The sequence below is a fragment of the Tsukamurella sp. USMM236 genome, assembly GCF_037148755.1.
Lineage (GTDB): Bacteria > Actinomycetota > Actinomycetes > Mycobacteriales > Mycobacteriaceae > Tsukamurella.
The window spans coordinates 25,783-45,702 of record NZ_JBBCSS010000004.1 but is presented as its reverse complement, the minus strand read 5'-3'; the positions used below and the strand labels follow the sequence as shown (position 1 = coordinate 45,702).

The 19,920-nt window shown below is 70.5% G+C and carries 17 protein-coding genes and 1 pseudogene; 12 read left to right on the top strand and 6 right to left on the bottom strand.

Going from position 1 to position 19,920, the window contains the following annotated elements; genetic code table 11:
* The first annotated feature begins 2 nt into the window (after window positions 1-2).
* Entirely contained in the window at window positions 3-1,289 is a 1,287-nt protein-coding gene (locus WFK95_RS14265; RefSeq protein WP_336671090.1) for an esterase/lipase family protein, read from the top strand.
* Here the strand turns inward: WFK95_RS14265 and WFK95_RS14260 are convergent.
* The 5 genes from WFK95_RS14260 to WFK95_RS14240 all read right to left on the bottom strand — a co-directional run bounded on the left by WFK95_RS14260 (window position 1,253) and on the right by WFK95_RS14240 (window position 7,250).
* A complete protein-coding gene (locus WFK95_RS14260) occupies window positions 1,253-2,170 on the bottom strand; it encodes a TauD/TfdA dioxygenase family protein (protein WP_224648733.1) in 918 nt (305 codons plus the stop codon). The two genes, WFK95_RS14265 and WFK95_RS14260, sit on opposite strands and share 37 nt — an antisense overlap.
* Window positions 2,171-2,265: 95 nt before the next feature.
* Window positions 2,266-4,572, bottom strand: a complete 2,307-nt coding sequence (locus tag WFK95_RS14255; protein WP_336671089.1) for an arylsulfatase — start codon at window positions 4,570-4,572, stop codon at window positions 2,266-2,268.
* On the bottom strand, window positions 4,569-5,345 hold the full coding sequence (locus WFK95_RS14250) for an ABC transporter ATP-binding protein (protein ID WP_336671088.1): 777 nt from the start codon (window positions 5,343-5,345) through the stop codon (window positions 4,569-4,571). Before WFK95_RS14250 ends, WFK95_RS14255 begins: the two co-directional genes overlap by 4 nt.
* The gene (locus WFK95_RS14245; protein ID WP_336671087.1) at window positions 5,321-6,211 is read right to left on the bottom strand and encodes an ABC transporter permease; all 891 of its coding nucleotides are present in this window, start codon (window positions 6,209-6,211) and stop codon (window positions 5,321-5,323) included. The genes WFK95_RS14250 and WFK95_RS14245 overlap by 25 nt, the downstream gene beginning before the upstream one ends.
* Before the next feature lie 10 nt (window positions 6,212-6,221).
* Window positions 6,222-7,250 (bottom strand): ABC transporter substrate-binding protein, encoded by a 1,029-nt coding sequence (locus tag WFK95_RS14240; protein WP_336671086.1) that lies wholly within the window; start codon window positions 7,248-7,250, stop codon window positions 6,222-6,224.
* A 75-nt stretch (window positions 7,251-7,325) separates the two neighbouring features.
* Here WFK95_RS14240 and trhO point away from each other — a divergent pair.
* The 5 genes and pseudogenes from trhO to WFK95_RS14220 form a co-directional block, all read left to right on the top strand.
* A pseudogene (trhO, locus tag WFK95_RS14235) lies at window positions 7,326-7,988 on the top strand (oxygen-dependent tRNA uridine(34) hydroxylase TrhO); the annotation flags it as partial.
* 48 nt (window positions 7,989-8,036) lie between these two features.
* The gene (locus WFK95_RS24760; RefSeq protein ID WP_443081563.1) at window positions 8,037-8,174 is read left to right on the top strand and encodes a hypothetical protein; all 138 of its coding nucleotides are present in this window, start codon (window positions 8,037-8,039) and stop codon (window positions 8,172-8,174) included.
* Window positions 8,171-9,250 carry a CobW family GTP-binding protein gene (locus WFK95_RS14230; protein ID WP_224650360.1) on the top strand — a complete coding sequence of 360 codons (1,080 nt, stop codon included), beginning with the start codon at window positions 8,171-8,173 and terminating at the stop codon, window positions 9,248-9,250. Before WFK95_RS24760 ends, WFK95_RS14230 begins: the two co-directional genes overlap by 4 nt.
* A 159-nt stretch (window positions 9,251-9,409) precedes the next feature.
* Entirely contained in the window at window positions 9,410-10,804 is a 1,395-nt protein-coding gene (locus WFK95_RS14225; RefSeq protein WP_255604073.1) for an N-acetylmuramoyl-L-alanine amidase family protein, read from the top strand.
* 84 nt (window positions 10,805-10,888) lie between these two features.
* Window positions 10,889-11,782 carry an SDR family oxidoreductase gene (locus WFK95_RS14220; protein ID WP_224650364.1) on the top strand — a complete coding sequence of 298 codons (894 nt, stop codon included), beginning with the start codon at window positions 10,889-10,891 and terminating at the stop codon, window positions 11,780-11,782.
* Here WFK95_RS14220 and WFK95_RS14215 read toward each other — a convergent pair.
* A complete protein-coding gene (locus WFK95_RS14215; protein ID WP_336671084.1) occupies window positions 11,765-12,361 on the bottom strand; it encodes a TetR/AcrR family transcriptional regulator in 597 nt (198 codons plus the stop codon). The genes WFK95_RS14220 and WFK95_RS14215 overlap by 18 nt on opposite strands.
* Before the next feature lie 128 nt (window positions 12,362-12,489).
* On the opposite strand from WFK95_RS14215, the gene WFK95_RS14210 reads away from it, so the two are divergent.
* The 6 genes from WFK95_RS14210 (at window position 12,490) to WFK95_RS14185 (ending at window position 19,920) form a co-directional block, all read left to right on the top strand.
* Window positions 12,490-13,023, top strand: coding sequence for an NADPH-dependent FMN reductase (locus WFK95_RS14210; protein ID WP_259142516.1), 534 nt, complete (start codon window positions 12,490-12,492; stop codon window positions 13,021-13,023).
* 386 nt (window positions 13,024-13,409) lie between these two features.
* Window positions 13,410-13,658 carry a glutaredoxin-like protein NrdH gene (gene nrdH / locus WFK95_RS14205; RefSeq protein WP_224650371.1) on the top strand — a complete coding sequence of 83 codons (249 nt, stop codon included), beginning with the start codon at window positions 13,410-13,412 and terminating at the stop codon, window positions 13,656-13,658.
* A 2-nt stretch (window positions 13,659-13,660) separates the two neighbouring features.
* Window positions 13,661-14,119: a class Ib ribonucleoside-diphosphate reductase assembly flavoprotein NrdI gene (nrdI, locus tag WFK95_RS14200; protein ID WP_336671083.1), complete on the top strand. Its 459-nt coding sequence runs from the start codon at window positions 13,661-13,663 to the stop codon at window positions 14,117-14,119.
* The gene (nrdE, locus tag WFK95_RS14195) at window positions 14,116-16,296 is read left to right on the top strand and encodes a class 1b ribonucleoside-diphosphate reductase subunit alpha (RefSeq protein WP_336671082.1); all 2,181 of its coding nucleotides are present in this window, start codon (window positions 14,116-14,118) and stop codon (window positions 16,294-16,296) included. The genes nrdI and nrdE overlap by 4 nt, the downstream gene beginning before the upstream one ends.
* Window positions 16,297-16,453: 157 nt before the next feature.
* Window positions 16,454-18,874 carry a cytochrome P450/oxidoreductase gene (locus WFK95_RS14190; RefSeq protein WP_336671081.1) on the top strand — a complete coding sequence of 807 codons (2,421 nt, stop codon included), beginning with the start codon at window positions 16,454-16,456 and terminating at the stop codon, window positions 18,872-18,874.
* Complete coding sequence (locus tag WFK95_RS14185; protein ID WP_336671080.1) at window positions 18,871-19,920, top strand: aromatic ring-hydroxylating dioxygenase subunit alpha; 1,050 nt, start codon at window positions 18,871-18,873, stop codon at window positions 19,918-19,920. Before WFK95_RS14190 ends, WFK95_RS14185 begins: the two co-directional genes overlap by 4 nt.

Here is a 19,920-nt window from a genome sequence, read left to right as displayed (position 1 = left end):
TCGTGAGTGTTGTCGAAGATCGCCGTCGCGCCGAGGTGCGTGCTCTCGCTGAGCTGGGCTGCAGCGAGATAGCGGGCGCCGCTGACGGCGTGCACGGCGTGCACCGGGCGATCTCGGACCGGGTCTTCCGCTACGTCCGCCTGGGCGTCGGCCCTGCGGTCGCGCCGGTGCGCGCCCTGCACGACGGCATCACCGACGGCGTCTACGCGACCATCAGCACCGTCGCGCGGACCGTGGGGCGGGTCGCGGCCGTCGGCGCGGATTGGCCGGGGGACCGGCCACCGTCGGAGACGATGCGCGGGGCGACGCTGATCGGCGCCGTGCTCGGGCTCATCGGCGACGACCTCGAGACCCGGGCCTCGCCGCTGGCCGCGGACCCCGTCACGGTCCGCATCGACGGCGCTGTCGTCCACCTGGGTGAGGGGCCCGTCCCGCCCGGCCGGCTGGATCCGGCGGAGGTCTTCGACGGCGCGACGGGCCGCGTGGTGGTGCTCCTGCACGGGCTCACCGAGACCGAGCACGCGTGGGGCGTGGGCGGCCTGGAGGCCGACGACTACGGCGTGCGGCTGGCGGTCGACCTCGGCGCCACCCCGGTGTACGTGCGCTACAACAGCGGGCGACACATCAGCGACAACGGGCGCGATCTGGCGGAGCTGCTGGAGCGGCTCGTCGCGGCCTGGCCGGTCCCCGTCACGGACCTCGTGCTCATCGGCCACTCCATGGGCGGCCTCGTCGCCCGCAGCGCGGCGCATCTCGCCGACGAGGCGGTGATGGCGTGGCCCGCAGCGGTATCGGCCACCGTCAGCCTGGGGACGCCGCACCTGGGTGCCCCGCTGGAGCAGGCCGCGCACTACGGCAGCGCGGCCCTGACCGCGATCCCGGAGACGGCGCCCTTCGGACGGCTACTGCGCCGCCGCAGCGCGGGGATCCGCGACCTGCGTGGGGGTTCGATCGTCGACGAGGACTGGCGGGGCCGCGAGGCCGACGCGCTCGGCGCCGCCGCCGCGGCGGAGATCCCGCTCCTGGAGGGCGCGGAGCACTACTTCGTCGCCGCCACCTTCACCCGCGACGCGCGGCACCCGGTGGGGCGCCTCCTGGGCGACGGCCTCGTGCTCGCGCCGAGTGCGGCGGGCCGGGGAAAGGCCCGCCGCATCGGGTTCACCGCCGAGGCGGGGATGCACCTCGGCGGAGCCCATCACTTCACCCTGCTCCGCTCGGACGCCGTCTACGAGCGGATCCTGAGCTGGCTGGATCAGCCCCGCGAGCGCGCGGGGGTCACGGGCGCGTAGTCCGAGGCATCGCCCTTGAGCGCCACGCCCTCCCGGCCGTCGACGCCGACGGGCAGGTCGCCCGCGAGCGTCACGCGGCGCAGCAGGCGCTTGTGGTCGCCGTAGTCGTTGATGCCGAAGTGCTGCGTCGAGCGGTTGTCCCAGATCGCCACGTCGCCCGGCTGCCACGCCCAGCGGACGGTGTTGTCCGGGTTCTCGATCCGCCGCTGGAGCAGCGCGAGGATCGGCGCCGAGTCCTGCGTGCTCAGGCCCGCGAAGGACTTCACGAAGTGGCCCAGCAGGAGCGAGCGGCGGCCCGTCTCCGGGTGCACGCGCACCACGGGGTGCTCGGCCTCGAAGATGTTGCGGATGAACTCCTTGTGGTACTCGGCGCGCTGGTAGGTGGCGTTGTGGCCGGCGTAGTCGTAGTCGTTGGTGTGCAGCGCGCGCAGGTTCTCGGCGAGCGCCTTGAGCGGCTCCGGCAGCCGGTCGTAGGCGCGCGTGGTGGACGCCCACGTCGTGTTCCCGCCGTGCGGCGGCAGCTCGACGGGCCGCAGGATCGACGCCTTCGGCACGCGGTCGACGAAGGAGACGTCGGTGTGCCAGCTGTTCGCCGCGCCCTCGATGGGCAGCAGGTCCGAGTTCGAGCGGACCGTCGGGTGCGGGGTCGTCGGCACGCCGAGGCGCGCGGCGAAGGCGTGCTGGCCGGCGTCGTCGAGGTGGTCCTGGCCGCGGAAGAAGATGACCTCGTGCTCGGCGAGCAGGTCGAGGATCGTCTCCGCGGTCGCGTCGTCGATGTCACCGCCGACCCGGACCCCGTGCACGATCGCCCCGATGTGCTCGCCCAGCTTGGTCACGGTGATCTCGGGCGCGGTGGTGGTGGGCTCGAGCGTTGCGGTCATGGCTGCCTCCGGGGTGCGTTGCGTGCGTGGTAGACCCAGCTCACCCGATCCGGGCCGACGGGGCCAGGGTTGCGTTCAACGCGGGCGCAATCCGCTCAGTCCGCCTCCTCCTCGGCCTCCTGCTGCAGGCGGTCGATGTCGTCCGACGGGACGCCCACGGGGCCCGGCGTATACGTGACCGCGTGCAGCGCACCGGAGTACGGGAACGTGCCGCGGCGCTCGCGCAGCTCCCACGCGACCGGCCCGCGGGCGTCGAGGCCGACGGAGATCCCGGTCCACGGCGCCATGCCGATGAGCTGGACGCGGTCCGGGAGCACGGTTGCCTCGGCGCCGTCGACCGCGAGCGCGAGGTCCCAGCGCAGGTTCGGGCGCACCGTCGCCGTGAGCGTGACGGTGCGGCGTCCCGGCTCGACGGGGCCCGAGCGCGCCGCGGCGTACCGGCCGTAGGCGTTGTAGCCGACGACGACCGCTCCGTCCTCGACGTAGACGAGGTAGCCGCCCAGGGCGTCGCCGTGCGCGACGAGGACGCCCTCGGCGCCGTCGGCGAACTCGACGTCGATGTCGACGCGGAAGTCCCGGTACTGCACGAGTTTCGCCGAGCGGTACCGCTCGAGCACGGGCGTGCCGGGCAGCAGGCGCACGGGATCGGAGAGGCGCCGCTCCGCGGGATTGCGGGTGGAGCCGTCGATCACGATGGGGAAGACCGTGTTCCGCCAGGCCTCGTGCTCCCACTCGGCGGCCAGTTCGGCGACGAGGTCGGGGTGCTGCGCGGCGAGGTCGGTGGTCTCGGCGGGGTCCGCCCGGTTGTCGAAGAGCTGCCAGCGCGGCGCGAGCGGATCGTCGCCCCGGCCGTGCAGGCTCAGCAACTTCCAGCCGTCCCGGTAGTAGCCGCGGTGTCCGCGGAACTCCGAGTACTGGCGCGTGCGGGCCGATGGGGCGGCCGCGTCGGACCAGGCGGCGCGCTGCGAGAGGCCGTCGCGCTCCTGCGCGGGGAGCCCGTGCCGCGCGGCGGGCGTCGGCACGCCCGCCAGGTCCAGCAGCGTGGGCGCCACGTCGGTGACGAAGGAGAACTGCTCACGCACGCCGCGCGCCTCCGGCAGGCCCCCGGGCCAGGACAGGACGAGGGGCACGCGCACGCCGCCGGCGAAGGTCTGGCCCTTGTAGAACCGGAAGGGCGTGTTGGACACCTGCCCCCAGCCGCGCGGGTAGTGCACGCCGAGCCGCGCGGTGCCGATGAGTTCCTCGGGGTGGTCGACGTCGCCCTCCCAGCCGTCGGGCCCGATGCCGTCGGCGAACTTCACGAACTCTGCGAAGTAGCTGCGGGTGCCCTCCGGGCCGCCCTCGGCGGTGCCACCGTTGTCGGAGGTGAAGACGACGATCGTGTCGTCCAGCTCGCCCAGCTGCTCGACCGTCTCCAACAGCCGGCCCAGGCTGTCGTCGACGGTGCGCACCATCGCCGCGTACACCTGCATGTACCGGGCGAACCGCCGCTGCCGCTCGGGATCGAGCTCGTCCCACGGCGGCACATCGTAGCCGGGCTCGCTGTTGCGCTGCGCCGGCCGGACGTCCGCGCCGAACAGGCCGAGCTCCTGCTGCCGAGCGAACCGCTGCGCGCGCACCGCGTCCCAGCCGCGGGCGTAGTCGAGGTCGCCGCGCGGCAGATCCTCGCCGCGCACCTGCAGCGGACCGTGCATCGCGATGTGCGCGAAATAGAGGAAGAAGGGCTTCTCCGCGTCGTGCGCCCGCAGGTCCTTGATCCACGAGACCGCCGTGTCGGTGAGCGCGTCGGTGACGTAGAAGTCCTCCGGGTACTCGGTCACGGGGTCGACGGTGTTGTCCCGCACCAGCTGGTTCGGGTGGAAGAAGGAGTTCAGGCCCTCCAGGGAGCCGTAGTAGTGGTCGAAGCCGCGCTGCAGCGGCCACGACGAGCGGTCGGCGTCCGGGCCGAGCCGCGAGTCCTTCGCCAGGTGCCACTTGCCGACCGCGTGGGTGGCGTAGCCGGATTCGCGGAGGATCTCCGGCAGGGTGAGCACGTCGTCGGCGAGGCTCAGGCGCAGGTTGGGGAAGCCCGGATCGGAGTTGGCGACCGAGCCGTAGCCAGCGCGGTGCGGGTTGAGCCCGGTGAGCAGCGCCGCACGGGCGGGCGAGCACACCGGGGTGGTGTGGTGGTTGGTCGAGACGATGCCGCGGGCGGCGAGCGCGTCCAGGTGCGGGGTGGGGATCTCCGAGCCGTAGGGCCCGATGTCCGAGAAGCCCATGTCGTCGACGAGGACGACGATGATGTTCGGCGCACCGGGCCTGGCCCGCACCTCCGCCGGCCAGGCCGGCTCCGATTCGGCCTCGGAGCGGCCGATACGCCCCGTGAAGCCGTCGTACCCGCGGGCGTGATCGGGGATCGTCATGCGGTGGCGGCCACCGCCGAATCCTGCTCCACGCCCAGGGCGTCGAGCAGCGAGCCGCGCAGCTCCGCGAACCCGGACTCGCCCGGCCGGCGCCCGGCACCGTCGGCGAGGGTGACGTCCACGGAGAGGATCCCGTGGTCCAGCACGAGGATCCGGTTGGCGAGCGCGATGGCCTCGTCGACGTCGTGCGTGATGAGCAGGACGCCCGGCCGGTGCCGCGCGACGAGGCGCCGGAGCAGGTCATGCATCTTGAGCTTGGTCAGGGCGTCGAGCGCGCCGAAGGGCTCGTCGGCCAGGAGAACGGCCGGCTCGCGCACCAGGCTGCGGGCGAGCGCGACGCGCTGCTGCTGTCCGCCGGAGAGCTCGCGCGGCCAAGCCTTCTCGCGCCCGTCCAGCTCCACCTCGCGCAGCAGTTCGCGGCCCACGTCCTTGGCATCGGCGCCGCCGAGGCCGAGGATGACGTTGTCGAGCACGCGCGACCACGGGAGCAGCCGGGAGTCCTGGAAGACCACGGCGCGCCGCGGATCGACGTCGAGCACACCGGATCCGGGGACGCCGTCGTCCAGTCCGGCGATGGCGCGCAGCAGCGTCGACTTGCCGGAGCCGGACCGGCCGAGCAGCGCGACGAACTCGCCGCGCCGGATGGTCAGGTCGATGCCGCGGAGGACCGCGCGGCCGTCGAAGCCGCGCACCAGGTTCCGCGCCTCGATCACCGGACCGTCGCTCTCCGGCGTGGCGGTCGGCGTGCTCAGTGGGCCAGGGTGCTCTGCCATGACAGGGCCTTTCGTGCGGAGAAGCGGACGAGGAGGTCGGTGCTGAAGCCGAGGAGCGCGTAGACGGCGAGGCCCACGACGATGACGTCGGTCAGGCCGTAGAGCCGGGCCTTGTACATGAGGTAGCCGATGCCGTCGGAGGCGCCGACCTGCTCGACGACGACCAGGGCGAGCCAGGCCACCGTCGCCCCGAGCCGCAGGCCCGTGAAGAAGCCGGGCAGGGCACCGGGGATCGCGATGTACCGCACGAACTTCGCGCGACTGAGGCCGACGGTCTCCGCCAGCTCCACGTACTTGCGGTCGATGCCGCGCAGGCCCGCGTGGGTGTTGAGGTACACCGGCGTGGCGACCGCGAGGGTGATGAGGACGATCTTCATCTCCTCGCCGATGCCGAACCAGACGATGAACAGGGGCAGCAGCGCGAGCGCGGGAATCGCGCGGTAGATGGTGACGGTTCCGTCGATGAGAGCCTCGCCGGGGCGGGTGAGGCCCGAGAGGAGTGCGAGCACGACCGCCAGGGTCACGCCGAGGACGCCGCCGATGATCGCGCGCTGCGCGGAGGCCCAGATGTTGGACCACAGCGAGCCGTCGAGCGCGAGGTTCCAGGCGGTGTTCGCGACCGTCCACGGCGCGGACAGGACGGTGTCCGGGATGATCCCGGTCGCGGAGCCCGCGGCCCACAGGGCGACGACGAGCGCGGGGCCGGCGAGGATCCACGCGCCGATGGGGCGGGAGTCGACGAGGGCGCGGCGCGTGGACGTGCGGGGCAGCAGCTCGTGGTCGGGATCGAGGGCGCCCGGTCGCTGCTCGGGCGCGGAATCGTGGGCGAGGCCGCTGCCGAGGCGGCCGGTCGGGGGAGAGGTCACGGGAGGGCCCTTACGTTGCGGGGTGGGTGTCGAACCGGAAGTCGACGGAACCGTCGGCGGAGACGCGGCCGCCGGGGATCTCGCCGAAGTCGGCGAGGACGTCGATGGTGCTCTGCTGGCGCGCGACGAGGGCGCGGTCGAGCGGCACGGAGCGCCAGCTGCCCTGGCCCTCGTAGGCGACACGGCCGACGGCGGCGGGGATCTTCAGCGCCCCCGCGTAGTAGGTCTGGATCCAGCGGTCCTTGTCTGCGTCCACCCACGCGCGGGCGCGGTCGACCGCCGCCGAGAGTCGCTTCAGGGCCGCGGCCCGGGCGGGATCGGCCAGCGCGGCCTGCGGTGAGTAGAGGAACATCAGGCCGGACTGCGCGGCCTGGTTGAGCTGGTCCGGCAGCACCTGCGCGTCCGGGTGGGCGAGCCGGTACTTGGTGCTGATCGGCTCCATCAGCGGGGCGATGTCGATCTGGCCGGCGCCCAGGGCCTCGCCCACCTCGGTGAGCTGCAGCGGTACGAGCTGGACGTCGTGCTTGGAGAGGCCCGCCGAGCGCAGCAGCCGCAGGACCATCGCCTGGTGGGCGGTGCCCTCGGCATAGCCGATCTTGCGTCCGCGCAGGTCGGCAGCGGTGCGCAGTTGCACACCGGGGCGCGCGACGGTGGAGACGCCGCCGCGGTCGAGCTGCCAGGCCTTGATGATCGGGCTGGGGAACCGCGCGATCCGGGCGTGGATCGGCGGCACGTCGGCGACGATCGCGACCTGCGTCGCGTCGGCGCGGAAGGACTCGAGGATCGCGGGCCCGCCGGCGAAGTCCGCGAACTTCACGCCGAACCCCAGCTTCGCGGCCTCCCCGGACGCGGTCAGCATCGTCTTGAGGATGGACTGCTGGTCGGCGACGGTGATGACGGTGCCGGCCGGGACCTGGTCGGCGATCGGCGCGGACGGGTCGTACGCGGGCCCCGTCGACGACGCGCACGCGGAGACGCCGAGCACCGCGACGAGGGCGGTGGCGAGCGCCGCGGCGCGGCGGGGGAGGCGAAAAGGCATGGGGGCCATTGAAGGGGAGCGGGGGCGTCGTCGGAACCCTTGGACGCAGGCTGAGCGCAAGGCGGCCCGGATAGAATGGTGGGCGTCATGGGCAAGGTCGTGCTGTTCTACGTGTTCGCCCCGCTGGCCGACCCGGAGGCGATCCGGCTGTGGCAGCGGGCGCTGTGTGAGGCGAACGGTCTCCGCGGCCGGATCATCGTCTCCCGCCACGGGATCAACGTCACCGTGGGCGGCGAGATCCGGGCGGTGAAGCGGTACGTGCGCGCCGTGCGCGAGTACCCGGCCTTCAAGGGCGCCGACGTGAAGTGGTCCGAGGGCTCCGCCGAGGACTTCCCCAAGCTCTCCGTCAAGGTGCGCGACGAGATCGTCACCTTCGGCGTCCCCGACGAGGTGGAGGTCGACGCGGACGGCGTCCGCGGCGGGGGCGTGCACCTGACGCCCGACGAGGTGCACGCACTCCTCGCCGAGAAGCCCGACGCCGTCTTCTTCGACGGCCGCAACGCCATCGAGGCCGAGATCGGCCGGTTCGCCGGCGCCGTCGTGACGTCGGCCACGACGACCCGCGACTTCGTGACCCTGCTCGACGCGGGGGAGTACGACCACCTCAAGGGCCGCCCGGTCATCACGTACTGCACTGGCGGCGTGCGCTGCGAGGTGCTCAGCGCCGTGATGCGTAATCGGGGGTTCGGCGAGGTCTACCAGCTCGACGGCGGCATCGCGCGCTACGGCGAGCGGTTCGGCGACCGCGGGCTCTGGGAGGGCTCGATGTACGTCTTCGACCGGCGCATGAGCATCGACTTCTCCGACCGGGCGAAGCGGATCGGTCGCTGCACCGAGTGCGGCGCGCCGACCTCGAACGTCGCGAACCTCGCGCCGCCGCAGGACCGGGAGCTGGCGGTGCTGTGCGAGGACTGCGCGCCGTGAGCGGCGGTCCCGTCCCCGTCGTCGTGGTGGCCGGCTACCTGGGCGCGGGCAAGTCGACGCTGCTCAACCACCTGCTGTCCGGCGCGGGGGACGCCCGGATCGGCGTCGTGGTCAACGACTTCGGCGCGGTCAACATCGACGCGATGCTCGTCTCGGGCGCGTCCGGCGGTGGATCGGTGCGGACCGTCTCCCTGAGCAATGGGTGCGTGTGCTGCACCGTCGACGACGACGAGCTCGAGGACGTGCTCTCCTCGCTGGCCGCGCGCGACCTCGACCTCGTGGTGGTTGAGGCGTCCGGGCTCGCCGAGCCCGCGGCGATGGTGCGGCGCGTGGTGCTCGCGGAGGATCCGCGGATCGACTACGGCGGGCTCGTGTACGTCGCGGACGCCGCGCACCTCGCCGGCACGATGGAGCGGCACCCCTCGCTGCGCCACCACCTGGCGCTCGCCGACCTGGTGGTGCTCAACAAGATCGACCTCGCCGCCGACCCGGACGCCGCGCGGGCGCTGGTGCGCGAGCACGCGCCGTCCGCCCCGGTGGTGGGGACGGTCGACGCGGTGGTGCCGGTGGAACTGCTCATCGACGCGGAGGTCCTCGCCCGTCGCGCCGCGCAGCGGCGGGACTCCCCGCGCCAGCTGACTCTCGACGAGGCGCTGCGTGAGCACGACCACCGTCACGATCACGAGCACGGCGAATCGCACCGGCACCTGCACGACGACTACGCCGCCGTCACCGTCGAGACCGGGCGGCTGGACGCCCGGGCGACCGCCGCGCTGCTCGCCGATCCGCCGCGGGGCGTCTTCCGGACGAAGGGCTTCGTCACCGCCGCGGACGGCACACGGCTCGAGGTGCACGCCGTCGGCCGGCACGTGCGGACGGCCCCGGAGCGCGGCCGGCGGGGCGGGGCGGCGTCGGTGCTCGTCCTGCTCGGTATCGGGCTCGACGAGGAGGCGATCCGCTCCCGGGTCGAGGGATGCTTGGCGGACCCGGACGCCCCCGCCGACCCGCGGGCAGTGCTTTCCCTGCTGCGGTACTCCGCTGCGGCGCAAGCTGATTCGGCGATCCTCGAGGACTGATCGACGTCGTTCGTTGGTAACGATCCGGTAACGATCAAGGTCGAGGTTTTCCTAAAGTCTCAATTGATGGTTGACTGTTTCTCGTGTGACTGATGTGACGAAAGTTGCACAAGAGACTTGGAAGGAGAGCGGCGCCACTTCCCCGGCGCCCAGCTACCCATGAAGAAGACCCGTGTCCTCGCAGGTTCGCTTGCGACTGCGGCCGTCGCGCTGTTCGGCGTGCCCGGCTTCGCATCCGCCGACCCCGCCCCCGCCGCACCGGCGAAGCCGCTGAACGGCAAGACCGTGTTCCTCGACGCCGGCTCGTCCGTCGCGTCGGCCGTCGAGCAGGCCCGCAAGGTCGCCGACGGTCGCGGCGGCCAGGTGCCGTGCGTCAATCCGGTGGCGATCGCCTCCAACGGCACCGCCGACCACTCCGTCAACTTCGCCGTGGCCAAGATGGTCGAGGCGGCGCTCAAGACCCAGGGCGCCAAGGTCATCCTCTCCCGCGCGGACGACGCCGGCTTCGGCGGTTGCGTCGACCAGCGCGCCACCGCCGCGAACAAGTCCGGCGCCGACCTCGCCGTCAGTATCAACAGCGCGGTCCAGGATGCGGCCCAGCGCGGATTCGTGCTGGAGACGGCCGCCCCGGGCGCCACCGACCCCAAGGTGACGGCCCAGCAGGCCGTCAGCGACCCCGCGACCACGGTGCTCCGCGACGCCACCCGCGCCGGCGGCTTCGTGCCTGCGCAGTACTTCGGCGGCCAGGACGGCATCGCGAAGACCACCAACGCCCTCGCCTCGCTGGTCAACATCCCGCTCGTCTACGCGAACCTCGGGAACCTGGCCAACGCCGACGATGCGGCGCTGCTCACCTCGCGTGAGGGCCAGACCCAGTACGCCTCCGTGCTCACCAACGGCGTGATCCAGCAGCTGACCGGCAAGGTCAAGCCCGGCGGCGTCGTCGAGCAGCCCGTCGTGGCCCAGCCAGTCGCACCGCAGGTCGACCCGGTCGTGCCGGTGACCCCCGCGGCTCCGGCCGCGCCCGCGGCGACGGCTCCCGCCGCGACCGCTCCGGCCGCCACCGCTCCGGCGGCGACGGTGCCGACCGCCCCGGCGCAAACGCCGATCGTTCCCGCCGTGCCGGGCGCGCCCGCCGCTGCGGCTCCCGTGACGCCCAGCACCGGGACGGGGACCTCCCCGATCGTCTCGGGCGTACCGATGCTGCAGGGCGGTGCGACCCCGTCGGCCGCCACCGCGCCGCAGGCGACCGCTCCGGCGGCGACCGCGCCGCAGGGCACCTCGGTGACCATCCCCGGCCTGGGGCAGGTGGCGCTGCCGCAGCTCCCGACGGTGACGATCCCCGGGCAGGCCCAGCCGCTGGGCGTGAACTCGCTCTTCGAGATGGGGCCCAAGGCCGCCGAGTTCCTCACCAGCTCGCAGGGGACGCAGCTCGTCAACACGCTGATCTCCAGCCCGCAGGCCTTCAACTCCCTGCAGTCCGCGCAGGGACCGGCCGCCGCGCAGGAGATCCTCAAGGCGATCCTGAGCGCCGGCGCGATCCTGCCGAAGTAGGCGTCACACCGCACCGACTTCCGCCGGGGACGTCACGCCCCGGCGGGAAGCGGTAGCGCGGCCCGATCTGGCAAGCTGGCTGATATGGCACTCCGCAATATCGTCCGGCTCGTCCACATGGCCCCGCCGATCAAGGACCTGAAGGGGAAGAAGGTCCTTGTCACCGGCGCGGCCAGCGGGATCGGCCGCGCTACCGCGAATCTCCTCGCGGCGCACGGCGCCGAGCTGGTGTTGACCGACATCAACGCCGAACAGCTCGACGCCGTCACCCGCCACGTCACCGCCCTGGGCGCGAAGGTCATCGCGTCCAGGGCGTTCGACGTCTCCGACTACGACGCGGTCCGCGCGTTCGCCGACGAGGTGCACGCGGCCGCAGGCGCCCTCGACATCGTGATGAACGTCGCCGGCATCGCCGTCTGGGGCACCGTCGAGAACCTCACCCACGAGCAGTGGCGCAAGACCGTGGACGTGAACCTCATGGGGCCGATCCACGTGATCGAGACCTTCATCCCGCCGATGATCGCGGCGAAGCGCGGCGGCCAGCTGGTCAACGTATCGTCCACGGCCGGCCTCATCGCACTGCCCTGGCACGCCGCCTACTCGGCCGCGAAGTTCGGCCTCGTCGGCGTCTCCGAGGTGCTCCGCTACGACCTGCGCCGGCACGGCATCGGCGTCTCCGTGGTGGTGCCCGGCGCCGTGGAGACCGGCCTGGTGAAGACCGTCGAGATCAACGGCGTCGACCGCACCAACCCGAAGGTCAACAAGGGCATCGACGCCTTCCCGAAGGTCACCGCCGAGAAGGCGGCGCAGGCGATCGTCGACGGGGTGCTCCACAACCGCTTCATCGTGTACACCTCGCTCGACACCCGCTTCGGCTACTTCTGGAAGCGGAAGTTCGCGCTGCCCTACGAGATCGCGATGCGGGTGGCCAACGACCGGTTCGCCTACCTGGCGAAGATCTCAGAGCGCGGCCACTAGGCGCACGTGCTCCGTCCAGACTGCCTCGAGCTCGTCCTGAGTGACGCCCGAGGCGAGCTGGTGGAGCACCCATGCCGGGCTGAGCGTGGCCATCAGCGCCGCCGCCCACACGTCCACCTGCGCCGTGCGCCCCGCCTCGACGAGCATCGCGCGCACCGTCATCGTCGACACCCGCCACGGCGGGGCGTCGTACGGGTCGCGGGCGGCCTGCTCGGCGCCCCGCAGCAGGTCGCCGTGGCGCGCGATGAGCTGCATCCGGGCCTTGCCGTACTCGGTGAGCCGGTGCACCGGATCGCCGCCCGGGCCCAGCGGCGGCGGGCCGAACATGAAGCGGTGCTGCAGCTCGGTCTCGTCGTGGTCGAGGAGCGACTGCAGGAGCCCGGCGCGCGAGCCGAAGCGCCGGAAGACGGTGCCCTTGCCCACGCCGGCCGCCTGCGCGACGGCGTCCATGCTCACCGCGTCGACGCCGTGCTCGGCGAAGAGCCGCTGCGCCGCGTCGATGAGCAGCTCGCGGTTGCGGGCCGCGTCACGGCGCGGCTCGGTCTGCGGCTGCGCGAGGGGCAGGAGTGGTCCGGTCATCGGATGGAGCCTACCGTGCGGGTTTTCGACTCACCATGATCCCGGGGAAGAAATCCGGACCGAAGTCCGTTAACTTGTGCGGATGCGGCCCGACGGGGTCGCTCGGAACGTCAGGAGAACTGAGGATCATGTCGGACATCACCGTGCTCGCCGTCGTCGGATCGCTGCGCAGCAGCTCACTCAACCGCGAGCTGGCCGAGGTCGCCGTCGCGAACGCCCCCGAGGGGGTGCGCGTCGAGATCGCCGAGGGGATCGCGGACGTGCCCTTCTACAACGAGGACATCGACGGCGAGGGCGCGCCGGCCACCGCCGCGGCCCTGCGCGACCGGATCGCCGCCGCCGACGCCCTCCTGCTGCTCGCCCCGCCGAATAACGGCACCGTCAGCGCCGTGCTCAAGAACGTCATCGACTGGGGCTCGCGGCCCTACGGCGCCAGCGCGCTCTCGGGCAAGCGGGTCGCCCTGGCCGGTGTGGGGCACCGTCTGGACACCACCCTGGCCGACGCCGAGCGGGCCGTCACCATCGCCGGTGGCGAGGTCCCCGAGGGGCTCGTCGAGGAGTTCCCCATCTCCGGCCTCGACGGCAAGTCCGTCCGCGAGCACGACGCCGTCGCGCAGCGCGCGGGCGACCTCCTCGAGCGCCTCGTCGCGCCCGTCCGGTAGGGCGGTCCCGCGCGTCCGGTAGGCCGTCGCGAGCGGTGTTCCGACGGTGTCGGGCGTGTCGGATCGGCGTGTCGTCGATCCTCGGCGTGTCCTGGGGATTCACGATGAAAAACGCCCGAAAGACCGTCTTGCGAGCTGGTAATTTCACGAATGTTGTTCGCAAGTGGTTGTGTCGCTTCCTCGGGGCCACCACTAGGTGTAGTGTTCAGTCCACTGCGAGAGCGGACGCGCCGAAAGGCCGCCCGGGAGGCATGAGGACGTCGCTGAGGGGTCCGCTGGCCGACTGAGTTCACGCAGGTAAACGTGGCGAGAAAACTTGTCAGTCCGTAGGTCGATAATCGGGTTCCGAGCAGTCTTCGGGACCGTCCAGCGAAGGGGAGCCGTCCATGAGCCAGGTCGAGATCACCGTCTACACCAAGCCCGCCTGCGTGCAGTGCAACGCCACGTACAAGGCGCTCGACAAGGCCGGCCTCGAGTACCGCGTGGTGGACATCACCGAGGACTCGGACGCCCGTGACTACGTCATGGCGCTCGGCTACCTGCAGGCCCCCGTCGTCGTCGCCGGCGATGCGCACTGGTCGGGCTTCCGTCCGGACCGGGTCAAGGCGCTCGCCGCCGTCGCCGCCACGGCGTAGCGATGGCTGCGCCCCTCGTCGTCTACTTCTCGTCGGTGTCGGAGAACACGCACCGATTCGTCGAGAAGCTGGGCATGCGCGCCCTGCGCATCCCGGTGACGCGGGCGTCCGATCCGCTCACCGTCGACGAGCCCTTCGTCCTGATCACCCCGACGTACGGCGGGGGGAAGCAGGCCACCGCGCTCTCGGGCGGGGGATACGTCCCCAAGCAGGTGATCCGGTTCCTCAACGACCAGCACAACCGTTCCCTGATCCGTGGAGTGATCGCGGCGGGCAACACCAACTTCGGCGAAGAGTTCTGCTTCGCAGGGGATGTGATCTCGCGCAAGTGCCGGATCCCGTACCTCTACCGCTTCGAGCTCATGGGCACCACTGACGACGTGGATCGCGTCCACATCGGGCTCACCGAATTCTTCGCCGGAACCGTCTCCACCCTCGAAAAGGAAAGCGCGCGCTCATGACCGCAACTCAGGAAGACCTCGTCCCCTCCGCGAGCCAGTCCGGCGTCCACGGCGGCCCCGGCCACAGCGAGCTGGACTTCCACGCCCTGAACGCGATGCTCAACCTGTACGACAAGGACGGGCGCATCCAGTTCGAGAAGGACCGGGAGGCCGCGCGGCAGTACTTCCTGCAGCACGTCAACCAGAACACGGTCTTCTTCCACAACCTGGACGAGAAGCTCGACTACCTCGTCGAGGAGAACTACTACGAGCCCGAGGTGCTGGACAAGTACAGCCGCTCCTTCGTCAAGGGCCTGTTCGACGCGGCCTACGCCAAGAAGTTCCGGTTCCCCACCTTCCTGGGCGCGTTCAAGTACTACACCAGCTACACGCTGAAGACCTTCGACGGCAAGCGCTACCTGGAGCGCTTCGAGGACCGCGTCTGCATGGTCGCGCTCACCCTCGCCGACGGTGACGAGAAGCTCGCCGTGAACCTGGTGGACGAGATCATCGCCGGCCGCTTCCAGCCCGCCACCCCCACCTTCCTCAACTCGGGCAAGAAGCAGCGCGGCGAGCCCGTCTCCTGCTTCCTGCTCCGCATCGAGGACAACATGGAGTCGATCGGCCGCTCGATCAACTCCGCGCTGCAGCTGTCCAAGCGCGGCGGCGGAGTCGCGCTGCTGCTCAGCAACATCCGTGAGCACGGCGCGCCGATCAAGAAGATCGAGAACCAGAGCTCGGGCGTCATCCCGATCATGAAGCTGCTCGAGGACTCGTTCAGCTACGCCAACCAGCTCGGCGCCCGGCAGGGCGCGGGCGCCGTGTACCTGCACGCGCACCACCCGGACATCTACCGCTTCCTCGACACCAAGCGGGAGAACGCGGACGAGAAGATCCGCATCAAGACCCTGTCGCTGGGCGTGGTGATCCCGGACATCACCTTCGAGCTCGCCAAGAACAACGACGACATGTACCTGTTCTCCCCGTACGACGTGGAGCGCGTCTACGGCGTGCCCTTCGCGGACGTCAACGTCTCGGAGAAGTACCACGAGATGGTCGACGACTCGCGGATCCGCAAGACCAAGATCAACGCCCGCGAGTTCTTCCAGACCCTCGCCGAGCTGCAGTTCGAGTCGGGCTACCCGTACATCATGTACGAGGACACCGTGAACCGCGCGAACCCGATCGCCGGCAAGATCACGCACTCCAACCTGTGCAGCGAGATCCTGCAGGTCTCCACCCCGTCGACCTACAACGACGACCTGTCCTACGCCGAGATCGGCAAGGACATCTCCTGCAACCTGGGCTCGCTGAACATCGCGAAGACCATGGACAGCCCCGACTTCGGCGCCACCATCGAGACCGCGATCCGTGGCCTCACCGCCGTCTCGGACCAGACCGACATCAGCTCCGTGCCGTCGATCGAGAAGGGCAACAACCTCTCCCACGCGATCGGCCTCGGGCAGATGAACCTGCACGGCTACCTGGCGCGCGAGCGGGTCTTCTACGGCTCCGACGAGGGCGTGGACTTCACGAACATCTACTTCTACACGGTGCTCTTCCACGCGATCCGCGCGTCGAACCACATCGCGCGCGAGCGCGGCCAGTCCTTCGGCGGCTTCGAGAACAGCAAGTACGCCTCGGGCGAGTTCTTCGACAAGTACACCGAGCAGGAGTGGAAGCCGGCCACCGACAAGGTCGCCGGGCTCTTCGCCGACGCCGAGATCCACGTCCCCACGCAGGACGACTGGCGCGAGCTCAAGGCCGACGTCCAGAAGCATGGCCTGTACAACCAGAACCTGCAGGCGGTGCCGCCCACCGGCTCGATCAGCTACATCAACCACTCCACGAGCTCGATCCACCCCGTCGCGGCGAAGGTCGAGATCCGCAAGGAGGGCAAGATCGGCCGCGTGTACTACCCGGCGCCGTTCATGGACAACGACAACCTGGAGTACTACCAGGACGCGTACGAGATCGGCTACGAGAAGATCATCGACACCTATGCGGCCGCCACGCAGCACGTGGATCAGGGCCTGTCGCTGACGCTGTTCTTCAAGGACACCGCGAGCACGCGCGACGTGAACCGCGCGCAGATCTACGCGTGGCGCAAGGGCATCAAGACCCTGTACTACATCCGCCTGCGCCAGATGGCGCTCGAGGGCACCGAGGTCGAGGGCTGCGTCAGCTGCATGCTCTAGTGGTTCCGTAGCTCAAGTCGCCGGCCAGGGGGAACATCCCCTGGCCGGCGTTCTTGTTTTCACTGGTCGATCGAAACGAGCAAACTCGGCCGCGCGAGGCGGTGGGCGGCCTAGTTTGGATGAGTCCACACATCCTCGTCCGCAAGGCGGTTGGACCATGAGCTTTCTCGATCGGGTCATCAACAAGGCCCAGGCGACCATCCCGATGGAACGGCAGGTCCAGGGCCTGCACCTCTTCCAGAAGGCGAAGACGCTGGCTCTGGGTGACCGGCAGCCGGAGTTCGTCGAGGAGGAGATCTCCGACGTCGACGCGGTGTCGCTGACCGAGATCGACATGAGCAACCCGTTCATGTGGCGGCAGGGCCAGTGGCGCCCCTACTTCGAGCGCCTGCGCAACGAGGCGCCGGTGCACTTCCGGGCGTCGAGCGAGTTCGGGCCGTACTGGTCGGTCACGCGGTACGACGACATCGTCGCGGTGGACCGGGACTTCGAGACCTACTCGGCCGAGCCGCAGATCGTCATCGGCGTACCGCCCGACGGGCTGGACATCGAGATGTTCATCGCGATGGACCCGCCACGCCACGACGAGCAGCGCGCAGCGGTGCAGGGAGTCGTAGCGCCCCAGAATCTCGAGGAGATGCAGGGACTGATCCGGGCGCGCGTCCAGGAGGTCCTCGACGACCTGCCGGTCGGCGAACCGTTCGACTGGGTGGACAGGGTCAGCGTCGAGCTGACGTCCCGGATGCTCGCCACCCTGCTCGACTTCCCCTACGAGGATCGGCGCAAGCTCGTCCACTGGACCGAGTTGGCAGGCGCGAGCGCCGCGGCCACCGGCGGCGACGTCGACATGGACGAGATGTACCAGGGCGCTGCCGAGATGGCGAAGAGCTTCAGCGCCCTCTGGCACGACAAGGCGGGGCGCCTCAAGGCGGGCGAGAAGCCGGGATACGACCTGATCACCCTGATGCAGATGTCCGAGGACACCAAGGACCTGATCAACAGGCCGATGGAATTCCTCGGCAATCTCATCCTGCTCGTCGTGGGCGGCAACGACACCACCCGCAACTCGATGTCGGGCGGCGTGTACGCACTGAACCTGTTCCCGGACCAGTTCGATCGTCTCAAAGCCGATCACAGCCTGATCCCGAAGTTCGTCCACGAGAACATCCGCTGGCAGACGCCGCTGGCCTACATGCGGCGCGTCGCCACGAAGGACACCGTCCTGGGCGGTCAGTTCATCCGCAAGGGCGACAAGGTCGTCATGTGGTACGCCTCGGCGAACCGGGACGAGCGCACCTTCGAGAATCCGGACGACTTCATCATCGACCGGCACAACGCCCGCCACCATCTTTCGTTCGGCATCGGCGTGCACCGCTGCATGGGCAGTCGCGTGGCCGAACTGCAGCTGCGGATCCTCTGGGAGGAGTTGCTCGCGCGGTTCGAGGACATCGAAGTGGTGGAGGAGCCGGAATACCTCCAGTCGAACTTCGTCCGGGGCTACACGAAGATGATGGTCACGTTGACGCCGATCGGGCAGAAGCCGCGCCCCCGCGACCAACGGACGCTGCAGCCCGCCGCGGTACGGGCCCCCGCTCGCCCACCGATTCGCCGCTCCCGCGAAGCGACTACAACCACGGAGACGGAGGTCGACGTTCAGGTGGCGGGCCGGCGCGAGGTGGCGGACGGGGTCGTCGAGCTCACCCTCAGCGACCCCGCGGGTGCACCGCTCCCGTCGTGGACCGCCGGGGCCCATATCGACCTGCTCCTGGAGCCGTCGCTGACGCGGCAGTACTCGCTGTGCGGCAGCGCCTCGGACGAGTCGTCGTGGAAGATCGGCGTCCTTCGCGACCCGGACGGCCGAGGGGGCTCGGCGTACGTCCACGAGAAGCTGACGGAGGGCGCGACCGTCCGCGTGCGCGGGCCGCGCAATCACTTCCCCTTGGTGGCCTCCGCGAACTACCGATTCGTCGCGGGCGGGATCGGGATCACGCCGATCCTCCCGATGATCGAGGCCGCTCGGGCCCGCGGGGCGAACTGGAGCCTGCTCTACTGCGGCCGCTCCCGCGAGTCGATGGCGTTCCTGGACCGATTCGAGGACACCGATCGGGTCACGATCTGGCCGAGCAGCGAGAACGGTCGGATCGACCTGGCGGCGACGCTCGGAACGCCCACGCCGGACACGGTGGTCTACTGTTGCGGCCCCGGCGCTTTCCTCGACGCCGTGGAGGAGGCGTGCGCGCCGTGGCCCGACGGCAGCCTGCACATCGAGCGCTTCGCGGCCAAGGAGGTCGCGGCGTCCGAGGATGCGCTCGACTCGTTCGAGGTCGTGTGCTCGCGCTCGGGAGTGAGCGTGTCCGTCCCGGAGGGCACCACGATCTTCGACGCGGTCGAGAAGGCCGGCGTCGACGTCCTCGGGTCCTGCATGGAAGGCATCTGCGGCACCTGCGAGGCCGACGTGCTCGAGGGCACGCCCGAGCACCGTGACTCGATCCTGTCCAAGGCGGAGAAGGAACGAGGCGAGACGATCATGCTCTGCGTCTCCCGCTCCCTGTCGAAGAAGCTGGTGCTGGACGTATGAACGACACCGCTCGGAACCGTCCCGTCGTCGACTACCCGAGGGACTGCTGGTACGTCGTCGCCACCGCTGCTGAGGTCGGATACGGATTCACCGCGCGGCGCGTCCTCGACACACCGGTCGTGCTCTTCCGTCTGTCCGACGGTGCGATCGCCGCGCTGGAGGATCGCTGTGCGCATCGGCCCTACCCGTTGTCGGCGGGACGCCGCGAGGGTGACTTCGTCGTGTGCGGCTACCACGGCTGCACCTACGACGCGACCGGACGTTGGGTGAGCGTGCCGTCGCAGGACAACCCGCCCTCGTCCGTGCGGGTGCGGGCCTTCCCGGTCGTCGAGCGCGGGCCTTTCGTCTGGATCTGGGCGGGGACGCCGGGCGGCGAACGGTTGCGGCCACCGCCGGCGACACCGTGGTTGCACGGTGACGGCTGGACGAGCGTCGGGGAGCGGCGCGAGGTGGCCGCCAACCTGCAACTTCTGCACGAGCACTACCTCGACCTCTCCAACGTCGTCGCGATGCACCCGGAGATGATGCCGCCCGGCATCGAGGCGCTGCCGCCGCTGGAGGACGTCGAGGTCTCCGAGGTGTCGGTCTCGTATCGGCGAGAACTGCCCGAGGCGCCGCTGGCTCCGTGGGAAGCCGCGGTCACGGGGCTGGACGACGCCACCGCGTCCGCGTCGTTCGGCCGGACGGAGACGGGCACGTTCGTGACGCCGGGCCTGCACAAGCAGACCTACACCATCGTCGGCGCGACCGGTCCGGAGCTGGAACTCGTACGGACGCACGGTTTCACCCCCCGGTCGTCCGGAGTCACCCACGTCTTCCTGCAGATCTCGTGGCGAGGCGCCGCGGTCTCGCCCGACATCGGCGAGCAGTTGATCCAGGTCTTCCACGCGATGGCCGACCGGGACGTCGCCGTCCTCGAGACCATGCAGCGGTGCCTCGATGAGGACCCGGTCCCACGGCGCTACGTCAACGTCAAGGCGGACCGGGCCGCCGTGCGCGCACGGCGGATCCTGACGACGATGGTGGAGGACGAGCGGGGGATCTAG

Excerpts from the sequence above, each read along its gene's own strand:
- WFK95_RS14260 (WP_224648733.1), bottom strand. The coding sequence starts at position 2,170 with ATGACCGCAACGCTCGAGCCCACCACCACCGCGCCCGAGATCACCGTG.
- WFK95_RS14255 (WP_336671089.1), bottom strand. The coding sequence starts at position 4,572 with ATGACGATCCCCGATCACGCCCGCGGGTACGACGGCTTCACGGGGCGT.
- WFK95_RS14250 (WP_336671088.1), bottom strand. The coding sequence starts at position 5,345 with ATGGCAGAGCACCCTGGCCCACTGAGCACGCCGACCGCCACGCCGGAG.
- WFK95_RS14240 (WP_336671086.1), bottom strand. The coding sequence starts at position 7,250 with ATGCCTTTTCGCCTCCCCCGCCGCGCCGCGGCGCTCGCCACCGCCCTC.
- WFK95_RS24760 (WP_443081563.1), top strand. The coding sequence starts at position 8,037 with ATGAGCATCGACTTCTCCGACCGGGCGAAGCGGATCGGTCGCTGCACC.
- WFK95_RS14225 (WP_255604073.1), top strand. The coding sequence starts at position 9,410 with ATGAAGAAGACCCGTGTCCTCGCAGGTTCGCTTGCGACTGCGGCCGTC.
- WFK95_RS14220 (WP_224650364.1), top strand. The coding sequence starts at position 10,889 with ATGGCACTCCGCAATATCGTCCGGCTCGTCCACATGGCCCCGCCGATC.
- WFK95_RS14215 (WP_336671084.1), bottom strand. The coding sequence starts at position 12,361 with ATGACCGGACCACTCCTGCCCCTCGCGCAGCCGCAGACCGAGCCGCGC.
- WFK95_RS14210 (WP_259142516.1), top strand. The coding sequence starts at position 12,490 with ATGTCGGACATCACCGTGCTCGCCGTCGTCGGATCGCTGCGCAGCAGC.
- nrdH (WP_224650371.1), top strand. The coding sequence starts at position 13,410 with ATGAGCCAGGTCGAGATCACCGTCTACACCAAGCCCGCCTGCGTGCAG.
- nrdI (WP_336671083.1), top strand. The coding sequence starts at position 13,661 with ATGGCTGCGCCCCTCGTCGTCTACTTCTCGTCGGTGTCGGAGAACACG.
- nrdE (WP_336671082.1), top strand. The coding sequence starts at position 14,116 with ATGACCGCAACTCAGGAAGACCTCGTCCCCTCCGCGAGCCAGTCCGGC.
- WFK95_RS14190 (WP_336671081.1), top strand. The coding sequence starts at position 16,454 with ATGAGCTTTCTCGATCGGGTCATCAACAAGGCCCAGGCGACCATCCCG.
- WFK95_RS14185 (WP_336671080.1), top strand. The coding sequence starts at position 18,871 with ATGAACGACACCGCTCGGAACCGTCCCGTCGTCGACTACCCGAGGGAC.